Here is a 19,371-nt window from a genome sequence, read left to right on the forward strand (position 1 = left end):
AAAGTTGTAACAGCGTCACATTTGACGTATTAGGTGGTTTATTTAGTTTTATTGCTTCCATTGAAGCAGTAGTATGTCTTAATGTAGTTCTTGATTTATCGTTTGGTAAGTCATGCGTAAAAATTTTTAAAAGTTAGTAAGTAATTAAGGAACATTGAGCATTTTCGATGTTTCTTTTTTGATATGTAAAAGTGAAAGGTGTGATTTTAAATAAGAAATTAACATTAAGAATTGTGGCGTAAGTAATATTTTTATGGAAGGGAAACAAAATGGTAACTAAATTATCAGAGCTTGAAATGCGTTTTGGCGGTAACTTAACTCCCAATGGTATGAAGGACATTGATTACAAAAATCAAAATGTACACTTCTTGCGTTTTGCAGGTGCATCTTGTCCTATTTGTGGTCATAAAACTTGGTGTCAAGTCAATGCAACTGGTACTAAGATTATCTGTCAAAGAGTTAAGCAAACAACCGAATCCATTAATGGATTTAAGTATGTCAAGGATATTAAAGCGATAGGCGGCTATCTGTACAAATTGGTAAACCTGGATGAAGCAGTTAAGTTTGACGCTAATGCGATCAATTATAACCATACTTTTCCAATGGCATCCCCAAAAGTAACAGATACCATGTATCGCTTATTGCTCCAAGCATATCCATTAACTCAATCTCATTTGGAAAATCTCAAAAAGCGTGGGTTAAGTGATGAAGATATTAATCTTCATCATTCACGTGGCTTCGGTTCTTTTTATTTAAAAAGGGCAGATGGTAAGCCATACTTTATCCAAGCTAAACTCAAGCCAAGTGATGATGGCAAGATTATTTGTCTTTCCAGATGGAATAATGTCCTTAAGAAATACAAATTGCCAGAGAATCTATGGCATGGAGTTCCAGGTTTTTATTTATCAACTGCTAGCTTTAGGGGACAAGATTTTTCTTTCCCTAATTTTTCAACAGTGAACGGTAAAAACGAAAAGCACGCTCCAGAAGGAATGTTGATTCCTTATTACGATGAATATAATCGTATTCGTGCTTTTCAAATCAGAATAGATCATCCCAAGAAATATGCAGTCATTAAGCAAGGCTTACATCTTAATGAAGGAGATTTAAAAGTCTACATTAATGATGATACATATTCTGTTTATTGTTATGCGTTTGGCAAAAAAGAAATGATTGCTAAAGGCAAATTAGATGGTAAAAAGGAAGTTACTCTTAGCTATGGTGTTGACGTAATGAAGGAAAATTATACTTTTGAAGTAAGTTCAGAAGCTAAATATTATTGGGTTTCTTCTCTTTCAGAGAAAGACGGTGCTGACACTACTGGAAAGTGGCCTGTTCAAGTTGCTTATAATCCAACTGTTGCTCAGCTCAATCCTAATAATCCTGAAGAACGTCAATGCTTGCAAAAATATATTGATAAGCCTAAAGCAATTTGGGTAACTGAAGGTGGTTTAAAGGGTTACATTACTGCTATGAAATTATCTAAAGCTTTTACTAAAGAACAACTAGATGATTACGGTCGTGATGTTTTAGCTGTTGCTGGTGTTAATTCTTACCGCAAGTTCTTGCCTATGCTTAAAAAGTTACATGTAACTACTGTAACAATCGCTTATGACATGGACATGCTACAAAACGATCAGGTGGCATATAATTACTCCAATTTAATCAATATGCTTCATGAAAATGGTTTCAAAGTACAGTTAGCTGTGTGGCAACCAGATAAAGCAAAAGGCATTGATGATGCTCTTAGTGCTGGGATTGAAGTGCAAGTAACACCGTATAAATAGCTATCTTTCTGAAAACAAACTAAGTATTAAAAGAAGACCAATGAATCAATTTGATTTACTGGTCTTTTTGTGTTTAGAGCGAGGTATAAAAATGTATTTGTTACTTTTAACAAACGATGAAGGCAAAACTAGTCAAATTGGCGAATACGAAAATATTGTAGACGCTATTTATGAAATGAAGAAACTGCAAACCGACAGCATCCAAGCTTTTGCAAATGATGATTATGTCGTTGAACCGACAGCTTCTAATTCTAATCTGGAAATTGGCATTAGGGACTTATATCATGAAGAAACTTATCGGATTGTCTATCAAGACTGTCAGCAAGTTAATCATGAAATTCCTGAATTAAATGACTTGATTGGTGAAACAGTCTTAAACGTGCAAAACAAAACTAACTAATGTAGTTTATTAAAGAGAGGTATTAAAAATGGAACGGGAAACTTACACTAACCTAACATTAAAGCTGGAGAAACTATACGATCATGAGATTGCGTTCATCATGAAGAATGTTATTCCAAATGATGATGGCTCCCATAGTTGGATTAAACGGTCAGCCAAGATTAAGACAGCCTATGACATTTTAAATTTTGTCTTGGCAGATGATCGGGAATTTGAAGAATCACTTTCTTTATTCGTGAAGCTTGATCTTGGTACAGCTTTTGAAGCAGTCGTTTATTCAAACGCATTACAATCCGTTTGGGCCTCATGTAACTATGAGGACAACTGGATTAAGCTATTGAATAGCGCACTGGTCAATGTTTTCAAAGCTAAGATGTTGCAAAAGAGTAGTATTAATCGATAACTAAACGATTGATATAAGTATTATTAGGAAGACCAATAAATCTTGATTGATTTATTGGCCTTTTTTGTTGTTAAAGAGGTACAAAAATGAAAGAAAAAACTATTTTGAAAGATATTGTTGTCTTGCTTGAAACTTTGGCCAAAAGGTATGAGTTTCAAAACTGTCAACGTGCAAGCGTAGATATTAGAGATCTTAGCAATTCTGTCTTGCCTAGAGAAATTTTTTCTTGTACTGGCGTTATGACAGTCTTACTTAACAAGATTGAGATGGTTTGGATTGTTCCAAATACACGCTTTATCTTGACGACTAAGATTCAAACGGAAGCTTTCAAAAATTGTAAAAACAAGAAGCAGATTAAAGATAAGCTTTATGCATCGTTAGCTAATTACTTCGTTAACTTTTCTTATCCAGATTGTGACAAGAGTAATAACAATGCAGTTGTTTACGTATTGGAAAATAGTTTTGTCTTAGATAAAGCTAAAGCTGAGCAAGCCGTTGCTTTTTTGCATCATGTCGGTGCATCCCTTAAGCAGGACTATCCTAGTAACGCTGATCGTATAAATCTGTTTTAAATGACGAGAGAGGAAGAAAAGTCATGCCAGAAATTGAAACGTACGATGAATTAATCTCAACCGAAAAGGGGCTTTTTACTCAGGACGACTTAACCCCTTCAGGCGATATTAATGGTAAATATCTAACCGTGAACGGCAAAGTTTATATGTGTGCCTTTGTTGGTATGCATGATGTCTTTGGTGGCTATCTGTTAGTTATATTTAGAGTTAATGGCAAGCTATTGGCGCTTCACATCCCACGTGAAGATCTTGCTGATCTAGCAGGTGATGATTACTTTGAAAGATCTTTCGATGAAAATCGAGATATTCTTGAGAGGTTAATTACCGTTGATCCAGACGAGTACGTCAATGATTGGGATTTGTATCGTTACGCTTAGAAATTATGCAATAGAGAAATTAAGTAATAAATGTGGAGAGAAGCTTGTGCTTGTCTCTTTTTATTTTTGGAGGTAAAAATTATGGAAATTAACGTTTACGTAAGTTCATTAGGCGCATACAACGCAGGTGAATTAACTGGTCAATGGACTAAGTTGCCAGTTGCTAGTGTCAAGGAAGACATCATTGACAAGATCAATGGTGCTGTTGGAGATGAATACTTTATCTCAGACTATGAAGCTCCATTTAAAATTGGCGAAGATGATTCTTTGGAAAACTTAAATAAGCTTGCTAAAGCCCTTAATGAAGAAAACGTTGGTAGTCTTGAAGACTTGTATTGGAAACTTCGTGAAGGTATCGGTACAGATGATACTGTTACTCAATACACTCGGTATGATGATGACAGCGATCTTGACCAGATGCTTGCAGGAGAGACTCCAACCCAAATTATTCATGATCTGGGACCGAAGTTTAACTTGTCCGATTCATATTTATATTGGGAGAATGGATATTTAAACACGGCAACTGAACAAGAATTTCAAGCGGATCTTAAATTTATGGCTACAGATCTTATCAATTCCTTTATTGATAAGTACAACAGTACTTACGAAGATTCAATTAGTTTTATTAATTAATGATGCCGTAAAGTTAGAAGATAAGAAATTAGAAATAAGTATTTTTAGGAGAATGATTTAACCATCATTTTCTTTTTATTTTGAAAGGAAAAAATCATGAAAAACAACATTAAGAATATTGCGGAAGCTAAAGCTGTACCAGAGATGTCAAGAACCGAGCTTCTTAGCGTAATTAAAGAGGATTTAGTTTCAAAGGGTATTACTACTCTTGATTATCTGTTTAATGACCTAAATGAAAACGTGCTTTTTGATAGCTTAAGCCCTGTTGCTCAACACGCTTATGTTAAATTTCTTGCTGATGAATTATCTGATAAGTCAGATAAATTCATGAAATTTACTTCATCTGTTGAACTTGGCACATACTTAGCAAATAAGTACAGCAATCTGGAGCATGAAGAACTACATGTTATTTCGGTTGATATTCATAATCGTGTATTAGCTGATGATTGTATTACAGTTGGTTCTATTGATCGCAGTATAGCAGTCCCAAGAGATGTATTTCGCAGTGCAATTATGAACAACGCAGCTGGATTTTTTATTATGCATAATCATCCATCTTGTGATTTACAACCATCTCGTAATGATATTCACTTCACTGAATCCATCAGTTCACTTGCTAAAACGATGAATATCAATTTCTTAGATCATTTTATTGTTGGTGGAGGTAGTTACCTATCATTAAGGGAGAATATGATTTTATAAGGAGAAAATATGATTGAAGTAACAAAGTCTGCTTCCTTTGAAGAAGTAGCAAATAATGTAAAACAAAATTGGAAATTAATTGCTAAAAGATACATCCCTAGCGATGTTGAAACCAATGTTTATACTTTTAAAGATATAAGCAATGGCTTAGGCTTTAATTTCAAATTGCCCCATGAAAATAAGCATCACTTTAAAGTTGAGGTCAGACTTTCGTTAGATCAATTAAAGCCACAAAGTACTCAAACTTTGCAGAGTAAATTGTTGAAGGAAGTCGGTAAACAGATCATTTATGTAGTCGGCAATTATCAAATTGACGAAGCTTATGATCCTGCCTTTACGAAAAAACATCATTATGGTTATCGGCAGTTGGAAGCATTGCATCAGGATGAAGACATTATGTTGGATTCCGCACAAGCAATGGTTCTTGGCGCTAAGTTCTCTGAATTTAATCAGAGTGCAGACGCTAAATATGACTTTCTGGCACCATTTAATGATAATCAGATTGATTTAATTAAAGCTGTTTACAGTAATTTAATTAAAAAATTCAATTTGATCGCTAATGTGATTAGTTTTGGTGGGTTTAGCACTTCTGTAAGCAATTCAAAGTACCTAGTGGCTACGTTGAAGTTTCAAAGAATCGGAGGTTCTAAATCTTTTACCATTAACATTTTTTCAAACCAAGTTCGTAAGTTTGCAGAAAAATTTGCAGAACATGGTATGGGCGAAGAGCAAGCAATTTATTTCATTATTCGTACCTACTTGAGTAAAGCTGTTAAGGAATTCTCTACTAATGAGAATCTAGCTCCAAACTTAGAGCTAGATAAGGAATCATATATTGATATGATTGCTGATTTTCCTAAACAGTATTTCAAGCTTTTCGAATAATGCTTAAGTAATAGAGGAATAAAAAGAGCAACACACAATTTTGTGTCGCTCTTTTTTTGCATGGTGATAATTATGACAGATGAAAAGTATGAGCAATTAAATTTGTTTGATATGGTCAATGCAATAGCCGAGACACCTAAACAGGATAATATTATTCCCTTGAGAAATGAAGCTCACCTAGAGGTTCTGCATCTTAATCGTAAGTTTTATTCTGCTAAGGCAAACCTGTATGGTAAATTTAAGCAACTTGCTATGGCAATTTACAGTTCTTACAAATGGACTGATGAACAGCTATTAGAAAGTGCAAAAATCATTTATCCATATATCGGTTTTCGGACTAACGCTAAGACCAGTACCAACAAAGTAAAAGATGTAATTTTTGTTTCTGATAAAAAACAACAAGAACTAGGTCTGTTTGGTAAAAGTGACCAAACATATTGCATTCCTTTGTATTTTAGAATGCAAGAGAATGAATATTATAGACGCTTCTTGATTTTGTCAGACGCATCAGAACTTTATAAACACTATACTGATACCTACTATCGCAAGCGTAAGCCTTTTGTACGTTACTCCTATATCTCTAAAGCATATTTGCTTGGTTATGCTTATCTGATTCAGGCAATTAAGTCTGAATTTGTACGCACTAAAGATCAGCATTTAATGGATTTTTCTGAGATGGAGCTTAACGACTTAATTAAGGGTTTAATTTCTGGCGACCGCTCTACTAACTATGCCTTTTATGATTATGCAATTACTAATGCACAAACTATTAAAGGTTGGCAAAAAGACGTTGCTACTAATTTCACGCTTGAGCAAGATATTTATGCTAACTTAGGTGATGATAAAGCAATCCTCCAGTGGGATGGTTATCGGGATTTTGAGCGTTTGCTAGCGTTCGTTAAAAATTATCTTGATGATAATTTTAAAGTTATTCCGACAACATCACTAACACAGGCTAAAGTCCAAGCTGTTTTGTAGGATCAAAAAAGTCGGTTCTCTTTTATTGAGAGAGTCGGCTTTTTCTTTTTACTCTGATTTTGAATCATTTATTAATTTTAGAAAAGATTTTTGCTGGTGCTTTTTTCCTAAAACTAATAAAGATCATTCGATCGCTCTTGCATTAATTCAATCTTGCGATCAGTTCGATAGGTTAGGCTAATTGATATAGCACAAATATTAATTAAGCCAAAAGCAAGTATTTGAAAGAATATGCCTAAACCTAAAAATAGAAAAGCGCTTTGCTCAGGGCTATGGACATCACAGAAAAACCAAAACATGATTTCTGAAAGCAAATCGCATCCTATTCCAGCGTAAAATAGGATCTCATTGAATTCACCCGAATGTACATCAAAGACATAACGTTTGATAAATTCTTTTCTGTTAGGCCAATACTTTTTTGGCAGGTTTAATTTAATAAGAAGCAACAAAATTCCTGCTTGAATTAGCACTCCAATATTAATCATTGTTGCAAGATGAAAACTAAAACCAAGTAAGACATTAATTTTTATACTCATTTTTCCCTCCGATTTCTTTTCTTTCATTTTAGAAGTAATTAATAATCAGAAGGACTTTACTCTATTTTGGGTATTTTAGTTTGAAAAAGAAGGTTTAAAGTTGCTAATTAATGGCCTTTTCTTTCGGTTCTTTCTAGTGTTTTACCAGTTGAAGTGAAAATATTGTTTTGACATCCCTAAAAGAGTCGCAATGTCATGATAGCTTTATGCTATCTTTTTTCTACTTTTTCAGTAGATTGCAAATCAACCTTTAGTTTTGATTAATTTGGACTAATAAAAGGCTAAAATGTTTTTTCATTTTACAATTTAAATACACCACATGTAGTGCAAAACAAGGAGCATGGTTATGACTTATTTGAAGAGAGCATCAAAGGAAATTGAAGAACCGATTCTTCAAGAAACACGTAAAGTAAATGAACGTTATCGGTTACCTACAGAAAAAGATTTAAAAGTTTATTTAATTCTGCAAGATGATGGAAGCATCTATTTGACTGATACAGGTCAAGTAGGAATGACTCTGCTTTCAGATCATGAGTTATTGCATAGAATCACTTCGGGAGAAATCTTTTCTGTGAATGGTGACATTGAATGAGGATTTTTCCTACTTTATAGACAACCAATCGTATTTTTTACTATTAACTTAGAATAATTTATGTAGCAAAAATGCAAATCAGATTAGTCATTAATTCTTCTGACAGTTTAAAAGGCTTATAGAGAGCCACGATTCAACTTTCTCCTGGATGTAAAAGGAGAAAAAAGAATTGTGGCTTTTCTTTTGCATTTGAACTACGAATTATTTTTAAGGAAAGGGGTAAGGGTTATGTCAAGTATTGCAAAAACTTCTTTCAGAACGTTTATTGCTGAACACGTGACCGCCATTAGATTTTGGATTGGCCTTCTTTCTGCCTACTTTGGCACTAAGTTGACTAGCGTAGTTGCTTTTGCACAATACGATCCAAGCTCAAGAACTTCTGGCGACTCTGCAGGTGCTAAAACATTTGCCGATATTTTCTTCGGTTTCTTAGGGCCATTGCAAGACTTTGCAACCGTTGTTCTTATCTTGTCAGCGGTCGTATGTGGGATGAAGATCGGGGCATCAGCTATGGTTGGTGATAGCCGTACAAGAACAAATGCTATCGTTGGTCTGTTTTTCATCATTGTTGGTGAAGTTGTAGTCCTTCACGCTCAAGCCTTAGTTGCAATGGCTACTGGTATTTCTGTCAACGGTCAACAATAAATAGCTTAAGCAATTAAGCAAATTGTCCTAGTAACCGCAGGGAGGGAGTGTTTTACACAATGGGTGGTAGCAGACAAGTTTTAATCGTAAATTTATCTGGCGCACAGAAAAAGGTATTAGGGTTTGCGAGCTGGCTTCAAGTCGGTATTACAGCGAGTGGAATTATTTTAGGAAGCGTCATTTATACGATCTTAAATAATATCTTGCTTTCAATCGGTACTGGTGTTGGAGCTTCAATCGTAATTGCTGGTATGGCATTTGTAGCTGTACTCGTCCCATTTGGCATTGTAGCTTTTAAACCCATTCGTGATAAACAGGGAGACTTGCTTTATTACGAGAGTACACAGTTAATGATTAATTATCGTTTTCTAAGACGTGAGGTTGGAACTTACATTAACATTCAACCAAATCGGCACCCTGTAAATGCAAGATTGCCTTATGTCAAAAAGAGACGAATTGATTAGTAATTTGAGAGAAAGGAGATATTAATATGCCACGTAAAAATAATAATATTAAAAGACTTAATACTAAACGAAGTGTAGGGAATAAGGCTGGTTTGACTCTGATTCTTACTTTTGTTGTCTGGCTAGTTTTTTTCTTAGACATGATGTTCGTAACTCATAATGATCCATTTATTATCATTTTCGTTTCTGGTGGTATCTGGCTCTTTGGTTTTCTTTTGATGAAACCTGGCAAATTTGCCATGAGTGTTCAACAAAATGGCTTTTGGAAGGCTTTATTTGGCAATGGCACTAACGAAGGGCAAAGAAGAAGAAGACGTTAGAAGTACGCTAAATTGAGCAGTCAACCCATCCAATGCTAGGTAGGTTGACTGTTTGCTTTAACGCTAATTCTAAAAGAGGTGTCTAAAATTTTAGTATTTATATCTATTGTTGCCGTAGTTTTAGCTCTTACTATTGGGGGCTACATTATGTGGCGACACTCGCAAAAAAAGAATTTTGATTTAACTCCAAGAGATCGTTCAGGAGATGAATTAGATGATGATGAAGATGAAGATGAAGACCCATCAGAAACGCCTGAGTACGAAGACGATGTAACCTTTGACGATTGGAACAATTGGGAGGATTTACTGCAGGAAGCAGGTATCGTTGATATTCGAAATGGCATGATTGAGTACGAAACAGGAAATAACTCACGAATGTTTATTGCCTTAGCTGAAATGCAACAGTCTAATCCATTTCTGAAAACTGATGATGAACTGGCACAGCAAAATGCTATTCAAGAAATCTTTTTCAATGGTTTAAAAAATCCTTTGAAAGAAACATCTCAAAGTCAGCGAGTGGAAATGACCGACTTCTTAAATCGTTTAAAGGATAATTCACAGAGAATTATTGGGTCTAATCCGCAGATGAAGCAATATGCTCAAGAAGTTATTGAAGACACTTTGAGTTATCAAAGACAAACTGATCGTTTTGAAAACCGAGCCTATTTGCAATTTATGGCGATTATTAATCCAGATGAAGTGTATGGTGATACTCCTGCTGTCATTGAGCAACAGATACATGAAAAAGCGGCCGAAAAACTGATTCGTCAAATCGATCGTGGTAATGGTTTGTTAAAACGTGCAGACCATGCTTTAGCTCAGCTTGATACTTTTGGTTTATTGGAAGTTATTTACAAGACATTTAATCGTGAAAGTTCAGTTAGAGTGCGGTTAGAAGACGTGGTTCGTCAACAGAAGTTTCAAATTTTCTCTAGTGCCTTTCAATCTGATAAGTACTTTAAAGATGTTCAACAACGTATTCATATTGAAACCGAAGCAATCAATCGTGCAAGAGATATTTTGCTTGCACAACAGAAGAAGCATAACGAAGCTATGCTTTCTCAAGGCAAGGACTATTACGAAGATAGTTATGATGAAGATAATAACTCTTCAAATTCTACAAATGTTAATGAGTATGATAGTTCTGCTGATACTGACGATGATGATATTTTTAACCCAGATGATTTCAAAGATTTAAGTTAAGAGGTGGTTTAAATGAGTTTAGCTTCATTGTTTAAGAAAAAACGTGAGAAACAAGATCTTCCAGATGATGAACAATATACGGATGAAGACCAGCAAAACTACGATTCAGACGATGAAAGGTTTGAACAAGCCCCTGAAGAGGATGGATATATTGATCTATCACAAAATCCTGCGGGTACTGGCGAGTCTCCTGATGAAGAAGACGATCAAGATCCAGAAGATGAATACTATGACAATCGGGATGCACCTACAACTGTTTTAGGTCAACCATCTTTGCTAAATGTCATTGGACCAAGTTATTGGTCAACAGATGATCTTATGCAAGATGAGTTTATTATGCGTGAGAACATGAAGTCTAAGACTTATGGCATAGCGGCTTATGTTCCCCCAAGCGGTTATCCTCGTATGCTCGATACTCAAGTTTTTCAAGAGCTTTTAGCACAAGGAAATATTGATCTAACTCTTGATATTGTCCCTCGGACACGTAGAGATACTATGCATGACTTGTCTAACATGTTAAACGTAATTCGTGCAAACGCTGAATATCAAAATGAAAAAGGTCAAAGCTTCCAGTTGCGTGAAAACATTGCTAAATACAACGATATTGATAACTTACTTGACGAAATTCAATTTGATGAAAACCGTCTTTATGATGTTGCGATTAGCATGATTGTTTGGGGAACAAGTGACCGTGATGTCAATAAAAACTTTGGTGTGGCATCAGACTTGCTGGCTAACGAAGGTATTTCTGTAACCCCATATGCTAAAAGACAAAAATCTGGCTTTCTTACCACATTACCGCTGGGTGCCCGAATTAGTTATTTAGATGATACTTACCGTAACGTAGACCGTAAATCTTTAGCGGTCATGGATATTGCCCGTAATGCGAGTGGTAGATTCAACGGTGGTATCCCCTTTGGAAATAATCAAGCCACACCATCGCAGAATACTGAGTTTCTGAATATCTTTGGGACTGAAACCCACCGTCCAGTAAACTATAACATGGGAATTGTAGGTGAATCTGGTGGTGGTAAATCAGCATCTAACAAGATTAAGATCGCCAGAGAAGTTGCTATTTTGGGTTTCGAACACCGTTCTATTGATCCCGATGGTGAATATGTTCTATTAGCTAAGAAATTAGGACAATTGAACCTAACGATTACTGCTAATGCAAGATTTGTAATTAATCCATGTGCTTTGTCATTATTTGAAACACCTCTTGAAGAAGAAACAATGACTGACTCAACAGGACATCAATTATCTCCTGCTGAGATGGAAGAACAAATTCGTTTAAACGATGATGACCATCGTCAAGTAGTAACTCATAAGGATGGTTCTAAGTATGTTCAACAAGTAAACATTTCACAAACTACTTCGAATATCGAAGGTTTTGTTAACGTTATCCTTACCAGTAACGGTGACGAACGCAAAATGAACGTAGGTGAGAAAAACCTGCTTGATGATGCGATCGATTCTGTAATTGATGATTTACAAATTACCGAAGATCCTAACTCACTTTATCTTGATAAAGCAGGAATAGTTAATGACGTTTATCAAGATCATCTTCCAAAGCCTGAACCAACATTAAGTGATATTTATCAAAAGCTTGTCTTACAAAACACAGAAGAAGATGGTCAGCCAAGTGCTAAAGTTTCAAGACTGCTTGACGCTTTAAAGCTTTACCTAAGAGATGGTAAACGTCCAATCTTTGATGGTCAGACTTTCTTTGGACGTGGGCGTAGTCCATTGTTAAATGACTATAAATACGTAAACTTTAATATTTCACAGCTTGAGGGTTCAATTAAGCGTGTAGCCTACTACGTATTAACACAATATCTCTGGGAACGTTGGATGAAAAATCCTGCTAAAGCAATGACTAAGAAAGTTCTGGATGCAGACGAAATTCTGCAATTTATTGATGATCCTGAAATGTCAGCTTTCTTTGAAGTCATTGTAAGACGTGATCGTAAACGTAACGGCTCTATTACTTGGCTTACACAGGATATTGAAAGATTCCAAGGTAACCCTAAAGCCAAAGCCTTAGTAACTAACTCTGAGTTTATGTTTGTTTTGGCAACCAAGCCTGAACACCGACAATTAATGAAAGAAACGGTTGATTTAACTGACGGAGCCTTAGATATTTTGACTGGTAACCCCGATCCTGGTGAGGGAATCCTCCGTGAAGAAGGAGAGAGCATCTGGATTAGAACTAATCCAAGTCGAAAAGAAATGGACTTCGTAGAATCTAACCGTGCTGTTGGTCAAGCTCGAAAGAATCGAAATGCTATCGAAGCGATCAACAAAGCAATCGAAGGGTAGTGGTGAATTGTGCATAGAATACTAGAATGGCTCCGCAATGTAAATTGGGGCAAATTCTTCAAAAGATTAATTATCAGTTTAACCGTAGCAGTTGCTCTTTGTGGTATTGGAATTGAAGTTAAAGGATTAACTGTACTTGCTGATACATCTAGGGTTCATCTTAATATCACTGATAAGCATGGTAATTTAGACTGGTCGCATAAAACGCTTAACATTCTTAAAGCTGGTTGGGATCAAGGTCTTGACTGGGTTAAAGGGAACTTTAAGCAATTCGGTAATCATTATTCTACTGGTGGTTATGCCAATAATGCTCAAACAGCTAAATCTTGGTTAAAGCAAAAAGGCAAACTTTCTAAAAAACAAATACATGGTAGTCCTAGCAATGGTAATACCAGTTTGGAAACTGAGGGGTTGTACGGTTATGCGAAACAATTAGGAATTGACCCTAAAGCATATAGTAGCAATAAATCACTCCTTAAAGCAGTTTCTGGTATTTTAAACAAAAGGGCAAGTCATGAAGACAAAGTTGGTAGTAGAGAAAAAGACGGTTACTACGTAGGGAATATTGGTAAACAAACAGCAGGCGAGAAAAAAGCTTGGAATACTTTGACCGACGGTTTGATCCAAGCGCGTAAAGATCTAACACCGTCTGCTGAGAAAAAGGTTAATGCCTACTTGAAAAAACACGGTGGAGAAAAGGGAACTACTAAGTGGTATAAGGCTCTGCAGACAGCGCTGGATAAATACGCAACTGGTAAAGCCAAAAAAGAATTGAATAAATCTGAGAAAACTTCAAAGAAACAATATGAAGATTCTGCCAATGGTCCAAAGAAGACATCTGCTGATGATGTAAAGAAAATGCTAGAAAAAGGTGAAATGCCTGAACCTACTACTCTTTGGGGTAAGATCGGGAAAGCCTTAATGAATGCTTTTTGGTCAAGTACGATTGGAAGTTGGCTTGAACAGAATGGTGCAGGAGCTACTATCTTTGCAGGTGAGACAAGCGCTACTCAACTAGCTAGTGATGTCGAAAGCAATCCATATACTTTGATTTATCCGATTTCATCTGATTACAGTACAATGAGACAAGTATCTGATTGGCTTCAACCATCAATGATTGCTTTAGGTGGGGCTTTAATCACTCTTGCCTTGGTTGTATCTTCAATGAAAATGGGATGGGGTCAAGCCTTTGATCCAGTTCGTTCAAGGCTGGCTTGGTATCAAAATATTATTGATACGATGATTGCTGTAGTCGGAGTAGCCGCATTCCCTGCCTTTGTCAATATGATTCTCCAATTGGATGGTGAATTGCTAATGGGCTTTGCCGACTTTATGAGTGGCATAGCTCCCGATGGCAATGGTACTTCTGTTTTTGATACAGCTATTAAATTAGGCTTTGATAAATCAACTATTAATGCTATTTCATCAGGTATGTTGCTTGGTGGATCAGATTTCTCTGGTGTTGTTTTTGAGATTATCTATCTAGTTTCATACGTAGGACTTGCGGTCTATATTAAATACTTCTACTTTGTGAGAGCAATTACCTTTACTGTTTTAATTGGTATTGGACCTGTATTTGTATCTTTATGGTCATTTAATTGGGGTAAAAGCCGTACTTTTGCTTGGCTTAAGGACTTTTTAGGGACCGTATTTATTCAAATTATTCATGCTCTTACAATCACTTTTATGGCACTCTTCATGCAGTGGAACAATGGACGTTTGACTGATGGAGCGGCCTCAAGTATTGCTCAAGCAATCAACTGGCAAAAAGAAAATCCAGGCAAACAATTTTTAAATACTATTACGTTAGGGCTAGCCAACCAACATGGTAGTGGTACTCAAGCTAATGTTTCAGTTTTTGGCGTTTTAGTAGTAGGATTCATTATCATGATCCTGTTCCGCCCATTATCTAAATCATTAGCAGAGCTGTTTGGAATTAGCACTAATATGTTAGATAATATTAATCATTCTACTTCAAATGTCATGAAAGCAGGAGCGGCTTTGAGTTTGCCTTTAGCTTTAGCTCCTGCTAGAGCTGGTTTATCTACTGCAAAAAATATCGGTGGTGCTTTTAAGGATGGTGTCAAAGGTGCTTCTAAAGGCTCTAAGAATTTCAAAGACTTTAGAAACAAGCTTGGCAAAAATGTCCGTCAAGGTTTTCAAAGGCGTAAGCCCGTTCGATCTGGAATTGCGAAGATGAATGGTATCGTTGGACCAAGCGCAGGCGCATTAATTGGTATGGCGGCAGGTGCAGGTGCTGGCGATCCGCAAACAATGTTGGCATTAAGTGCTTCTGGTGGTGCAATCGGCGAAAGAGCGGCTCGATTAGTCAATAAGCCATTATCTACACTTGGGTTAGGTCAGCTTAGAAGAGTAGGTAAAACTTTTACTAATAAACCAAATTTAAAAGATACTGATAATAAAGTCAAAAATGCTAATAAAAAGACTAACGGCTCCTTAGTAGATCAAAATAAAGCTGTTCGTGACGCAGAAAACGGGCGTACGGCTGTCGACCAAAACCTTGCTAATATTGAAGCAAAGAAACAAGATGTTGAGCAAGAGTTCAAAGAAGGCCGTATTCCTGTTGGAATGATGAATGACAAGCTTGCAGATCTAAATAAGCAAGAGCAACATTTGAAAGGCTTGCAAAGTGACCAAGACTTTCAAGATCGACTTGCCGTTGCAGACGCTAGAAAACAGGCTCAAGGTTCATACAGTAATGCTACCGATTTAGCTAAAGCCACTCAAGAAGCATTAGGTGATGAAGCAGATAAAGTTTCAGTTGGCAAAAATGGTCAAGCCAATGATATTCAGCAGTCATTAGCTGTGGCAGGTGCTTCAACTAATGGAGCAGTAATGTCACGTTACGATGGCAATGCAATTGAAAAAGCTTCACAGCAAGCTAAAGCTAAATATGCCGAACTTAATGCAGGTAAATTCGCTGAAAATGGTTTTTCTGATAAGCAGTCATGGATGGATTCTAGTCGTTATCGTCAAGGTGAAGCTAAAGCAATGGAGTTGGCTCGTAAAGACGCAGTTATTAATTCCGATAACAAAGTCTTTAGTATGCCCGATCAAACTGATAATTCAGCCTTTGGTAGCAGTATGGTAAATCGTGATTCTTACAAGAACGAGTTATCACGTAGAATGTCTCAAGCAGGCGTATCTAAAGAAGCTCAAACAAGAGCCTTGAATGCGATTGATGGTGTTTCGGGGCAGGCTTTAGTTACTGAAACTCCAATTACAGGTTCAGATACTCCACTACAGACTTTGAATTATGGTTTGAATAATAAGCTTGCAGGACAACGTGCATTTACGCTTAATAATATCGGAAATCCTGATCCAACTGCTGGTCAAGTATCTGCTTATGACTTAGCGCAAGTATATCAAGGTGATAACAGCATTGACGCAATGAATGGTAATGGTAAGGTAACAGCCTTTACCGCTGATGGCTTCCAAAGTTATCTGGAAAATGCTAACCAGGCTAACAGAATGCAAAATATCCAATCTAATTTAGCGGACGCTTATGCAGACTATCAAAACACTCTATCTTCTACTAACCAGGCTTTTGACCAAGCGTCTGCTAATGCCGTAGGTTTTGGTATTCCAAATCGTCTTTTAGGTATGGGTAATTTGGGTAGAGGTGATAGTTTTAGTGGTGGTATTCCTGGTGGCGTAAATCCTTATGATTACGTTGCTTCACAACGAATTGCTGACTTTAATAATTCATTTGGTCCATCTGGAATGAATCCAGGAGACGCTATTCAAGAATTACGTGAGAATGCTTCATCTGCCAGCGGTAGAGAAGGCTCTGGTATTGCTCCAGGAGATTTGCGTTTAGTTACTGGAAATACTGGTTCACATATTGAAGCCAAATTAGCAGATGGAGATTATCACCTCATTGGTAATTATGGTGGGGGTGACCCTAGCCTATCTGGAGATCAACAAATTATTCAGAACTTAGACGTAGGTGCAGACGGTACCATTGGTCCACGATATGATCCAAATACTCATCGTGTCGAAAATCCTTATAGTCTATTGGGGGATGTAAGAGTACCTCGTGCTTACTCAAATGGCGGACCTAACCTAGACGATATGCTTGGCGGTTATAGTAGTTCTGGTAGTCTAGCTAAATCTGATGTTACTGACTTCAATACTATGCCACCAAGTTATCAATTAGCTCGTGCAGAAGCAAACGGTCATCCAGTAACTCTTGATAAGTTAAACAATGATTACTCAGATTACAGATACTACTCAGATGGTAATCAAGCAGTTATTGTGGGGAAAGATAAAGATTCTGGTCAATTTGAACAAGTTACTGCTCCATTCCAAGATACTATGCTTGATACGCATATGTCTGGTCAGCAATACTGTATTCCTTTAACTGACACTGGTAACGGGCTTATTCCTGATTCAACACAAGAACCTGACGTTTTCTCAAAGAATAATGTCATTTCACAACAGGCTAGAAAAGAAATTTTGGATTCTTTGAGATTGCACATGGATAATAGTGAAAGCCGATTAGAATTCAATAGTTATCTTAACGATCATTTAGCACCAACAGAGATTAATCCTCATAATTTTATTGGGAATCACTCTGCTAACCAAGATTTCACGCTTCTTGATTTATCTCACTAAAGAGATGATTTTTCATGAAAAAGATACGTTTATATCGTCAAGATACTAAATTTTCCGTTATTTTAGCTTGGATTAATCGACTTGTTACACTTTCTTGTTGGATTGCTATTGTTATTGATATTATTTACTTCTCTAAATCTGTTAATTTAGGGATGGCACTAGTTTATGGCATGTATACGCCTTTAAGATACTTTCTTTTTGATATTTCCCCTGAAAAGATACAAAAGCGTCCTCCCTCGCTTGATAGATCTATTCCCTTGACTATCTTTGTTAGATATTTAGGAAAAGTTTTTCCAATTCCACAAGGCAACATTTTAGCAACTATCACTGGTTTTCTACTTGCTTGTGCTAGAGCTATGGTTAATGGCTATGGATTGCTGTTCTTTGATACTTTTACCTTTCTTTATCAAGTTAGGGACAGTACGACAGATAATCCATTGTCACCAAGTGATGAAGATAGTAGCAGTAAATTCAAAAAATTAGAAAAGCAACTGCTTAAATCAAGCAATAAGGGACAAGAGAAACGTTTAGATGAGCTTAAAGAGGAATGGAAACAGACGGAGATTACTAATAGCTTGAATGTTTGGGACTTTCCATTAAGGCGGTATTTGAAACGTCCGACTTACTATTTTGATAATCATGAAGTAGGTAATGTTGCCATTGATGATCGATATATTTTGGAACCCAAGGAAAATCAAGCAAAAACAAAACAGAGTGAGAATTTTTCTATTAAAAAGAAAAAAGACGGGATTATTAAACTAAACAAGTTATTGTAATCAAAAAGGCACATACCTTGAATAAAGGTATGTGCCTTTTTCTATATCTCTTGAGTTGCAATTAGATAAGAAGAGTCATCTACGTCTTTGAATTTGATGTGGTCAACATGATTTGTAGCAAAGACATGTCGAATAGCTTTCATAAAGTCGGAATTGAGTCTAAGATTTTTCTGGTAAACGGAGAGTGGTCTTTTTTTGTCTATCTTTTTACTTGTTGTCAATACACGGTAGTATGGAATGTCAAAGATACAATCATGATCTTTGCCTAACTTGCTCTTTAACATTAAGCGATATTCAAAATATAAATCTTTTTCGATAGTTTCCATTTGATTAGTTAGAACAGGAGGCTCATCGACATCATTAAGATGTTGTTGATAGAACGTATTAATGATGTAAGCATAATTTTCCCAAAATTCTTCAGTAGGATCATATTCTGTCCCTATTTCATATTTCTTTATCATAATTAAAAATCTCTCTAAATATACTCATAACTATATTTTGACTTTAAAACTAAAATAAAACTAGTTGCTCATATTTCAATTTTAACTAAATACGTTACCTATTATAAAAGCAAATTACTTTTGAAACCAGTATTTTTAGCTATTTTTATCTGTTTTTTTTTTTTTTTTGTATATTTTTAAGTGCTTTAACTATATTAATATTAATGATTTATTTTTTTAGATGCTTTTTCTTTTTGGAAAATTAAAATCGTTAGTTACTAAATAATGGTGTTACATGCTATAATTAACTTGTAAATCATTATTGAAATTTTTATTTTTCAGACAACTTTTTGAAGCTGTAACAGCGTCACATTTGACGTATGAGGTGGTTTATTTAGTTTTATTGCTTCCATTGAAGCAGTAGTATGTCTTGAGTAGGGTCTTGGTTTATCGTTTGATAAATCATGCGTAAAAAATTTAAACTGATAAGTAATAAAGGAGCATTGAACAATTTCAATGTTCTTTTTTGATATGAAAAAAAGAAAGGAGATGGTTAATGCAAGTTAACTGTTGAATGTTATTGAGTAAGTAAATGTAGAAAGAAGTGATTATTGATAAGCTAGTTATCATTAATAATTTGTTGTTGAAGTTAATAAGTAATTGAGGAGAGCAATCTAAGATGATTGGTCTCTTTTTGTTTT

The 19,371-nt window shown here is 35.8% G+C and carries 19 protein-coding genes; 17 read left to right on the forward strand and 2 right to left on the reverse strand.

The genetic code is table 11. The features are described from left to right. Positions 1–269 precede the first annotated feature (269 nt). The 9 genes from Q0Y84_RS11015 (at position 270) to Q0Y84_RS11055 (ending at position 6,737) form a co-directional block, all read left to right on the forward strand. The gene (locus tag Q0Y84_RS11015) at positions 270–1,787 is read left to right on the forward strand and encodes a toprim domain-containing protein (RefSeq protein WP_297953608.1); all 1,518 of its coding nucleotides are present in this window, start codon (positions 270–272) and stop codon (positions 1,785–1,787) included. A gap of 91 nt (positions 1,788–1,878) precedes the next feature. Next, positions 1,879–2,187: a hypothetical protein gene (locus Q0Y84_RS11020; RefSeq protein ID WP_297953612.1), complete on the forward strand. Its 309-nt coding sequence runs from the start codon at positions 1,879–1,881 to the stop codon at positions 2,185–2,187. Between the two features lie 28 nt (positions 2,188–2,215). Then, positions 2,216–2,590 carry a hypothetical protein gene (locus tag Q0Y84_RS11025; protein ID WP_005729855.1) on the forward strand — a complete coding sequence of 125 codons (375 nt, stop codon included), beginning with the start codon at positions 2,216–2,218 and terminating at the stop codon, positions 2,588–2,590. A gap of 86 nt (positions 2,591–2,676) precedes the next feature. Beyond that, positions 2,677–3,162 (forward strand): hypothetical protein, encoded by a 486-nt coding sequence (locus Q0Y84_RS11030; RefSeq protein ID WP_297953617.1) that lies wholly within the window; start codon positions 2,677–2,679, stop codon positions 3,160–3,162. A 23-nt stretch (positions 3,163–3,185) separates the two neighbouring features. Beyond that, positions 3,186–3,539: a hypothetical protein gene (locus tag Q0Y84_RS11035; RefSeq protein ID WP_297953620.1), complete on the forward strand. Its 354-nt coding sequence runs from the start codon at positions 3,186–3,188 to the stop codon at positions 3,537–3,539. Positions 3,540–3,620: 81 nt separating this feature from the next. Then, on the forward strand, positions 3,621–4,172 hold the full coding sequence (locus tag Q0Y84_RS11040; protein WP_297953623.1) for an antirestriction protein ArdA: 552 nt from the start codon (positions 3,621–3,623) through the stop codon (positions 4,170–4,172). Between the two features lie 96 nt (positions 4,173–4,268). Then, positions 4,269–4,874, forward strand: coding sequence for a RadC family protein (locus Q0Y84_RS11045; protein ID WP_297953626.1), 606 nt, complete (start codon positions 4,269–4,271; stop codon positions 4,872–4,874). A 9-nt stretch (positions 4,875–4,883) separates the two neighbouring features. Then, positions 4,884–5,759 carry a hypothetical protein gene (locus Q0Y84_RS11050; RefSeq protein ID WP_297953629.1) on the forward strand — a complete coding sequence of 292 codons (876 nt, stop codon included), beginning with the start codon at positions 4,884–4,886 and terminating at the stop codon, positions 5,757–5,759. A 72-nt stretch (positions 5,760–5,831) separates the two neighbouring features. Beyond that, complete coding sequence (locus Q0Y84_RS11055) at positions 5,832–6,737, forward strand: hypothetical protein (protein WP_297953632.1); 906 nt, start codon at positions 5,832–5,834, stop codon at positions 6,735–6,737. Between the two features lie 113 nt (positions 6,738–6,850). On the opposite strand, the gene Q0Y84_RS11060 is transcribed toward Q0Y84_RS11055, so the two are convergent. Then, positions 6,851–7,273 carry a hypothetical protein gene (locus tag Q0Y84_RS11060; RefSeq protein ID WP_297953635.1) on the reverse strand — a complete coding sequence of 141 codons (423 nt, stop codon included), beginning with the start codon at positions 7,271–7,273 and terminating at the stop codon, positions 6,851–6,853. Between the two features lie 346 nt (positions 7,274–7,619). Between Q0Y84_RS11060 and Q0Y84_RS11065 the strand changes: the two genes are divergently transcribed. The 8 genes from Q0Y84_RS11065 to Q0Y84_RS11100 all read left to right on the forward strand — a co-directional run bounded on the left by Q0Y84_RS11065 (position 7,620) and on the right by Q0Y84_RS11100 (position 18,230). Next, entirely contained in the window at positions 7,620–7,865 is a 246-nt protein-coding gene (locus tag Q0Y84_RS11065) for a hypothetical protein (protein WP_005729846.1), read from the forward strand. A gap of 228 nt (positions 7,866–8,093) precedes the next feature. Further along, entirely contained in the window at positions 8,094–8,510 is a 417-nt protein-coding gene (locus Q0Y84_RS11070; protein WP_297953638.1) for a hypothetical protein, read from the forward strand. A gap of 59 nt (positions 8,511–8,569) precedes the next feature. Continuing rightward, complete coding sequence (locus Q0Y84_RS11075) at positions 8,570–8,974, forward strand: hypothetical protein (RefSeq protein WP_005729844.1); 405 nt, start codon at positions 8,570–8,572, stop codon at positions 8,972–8,974. Between the two features lie 26 nt (positions 8,975–9,000). Beyond that, the gene (locus Q0Y84_RS11080) at positions 9,001–9,294 is read left to right on the forward strand and encodes a hypothetical protein (RefSeq protein ID WP_297953643.1); all 294 of its coding nucleotides are present in this window, start codon (positions 9,001–9,003) and stop codon (positions 9,292–9,294) included. Positions 9,295–9,441: 147 nt separating this feature from the next. Then, positions 9,442–10,497, forward strand: coding sequence for a hypothetical protein (locus tag Q0Y84_RS11085; RefSeq protein ID WP_297953646.1), 1,056 nt, complete (start codon positions 9,442–9,444; stop codon positions 10,495–10,497). A 12-nt stretch (positions 10,498–10,509) separates the two neighbouring features. Beyond that, positions 10,510–12,816 (forward strand): hypothetical protein, encoded by a 2,307-nt coding sequence (locus tag Q0Y84_RS11090; RefSeq protein ID WP_297953649.1) that lies wholly within the window; start codon positions 10,510–10,512, stop codon positions 12,814–12,816. A gap of 9 nt (positions 12,817–12,825) precedes the next feature. After that, positions 12,826–17,454, forward strand: coding sequence for a type IV secretion system protein (locus tag Q0Y84_RS11095; protein ID WP_297953652.1), 4,629 nt, complete (start codon positions 12,826–12,828; stop codon positions 17,452–17,454). A 14-nt stretch (positions 17,455–17,468) separates the two neighbouring features. Then, positions 17,469–18,230, forward strand: a complete 762-nt coding sequence (locus tag Q0Y84_RS11100) for a hypothetical protein (RefSeq protein WP_297953655.1) — start codon at positions 17,469–17,471, stop codon at positions 18,228–18,230. Positions 18,231–18,271: 41 nt separating this feature from the next. Here Q0Y84_RS11100 and Q0Y84_RS11105 read toward each other — a convergent pair whose 3' ends face one another. Beyond that, the gene (locus Q0Y84_RS11105; protein ID WP_297953658.1) at positions 18,272–18,691 is read right to left on the reverse strand and encodes a hypothetical protein; all 420 of its coding nucleotides are present in this window, start codon (positions 18,689–18,691) and stop codon (positions 18,272–18,274) included. Between the last annotated feature and the right edge of the window lie 680 nt (positions 18,692–19,371).

Source organism: uncultured Lactobacillus sp., assembly GCF_947367125.1.
In the GTDB taxonomy this organism is placed as follows: domain Bacteria; phylum Bacillota; class Bacilli; order Lactobacillales; family Lactobacillaceae; genus Lactobacillus.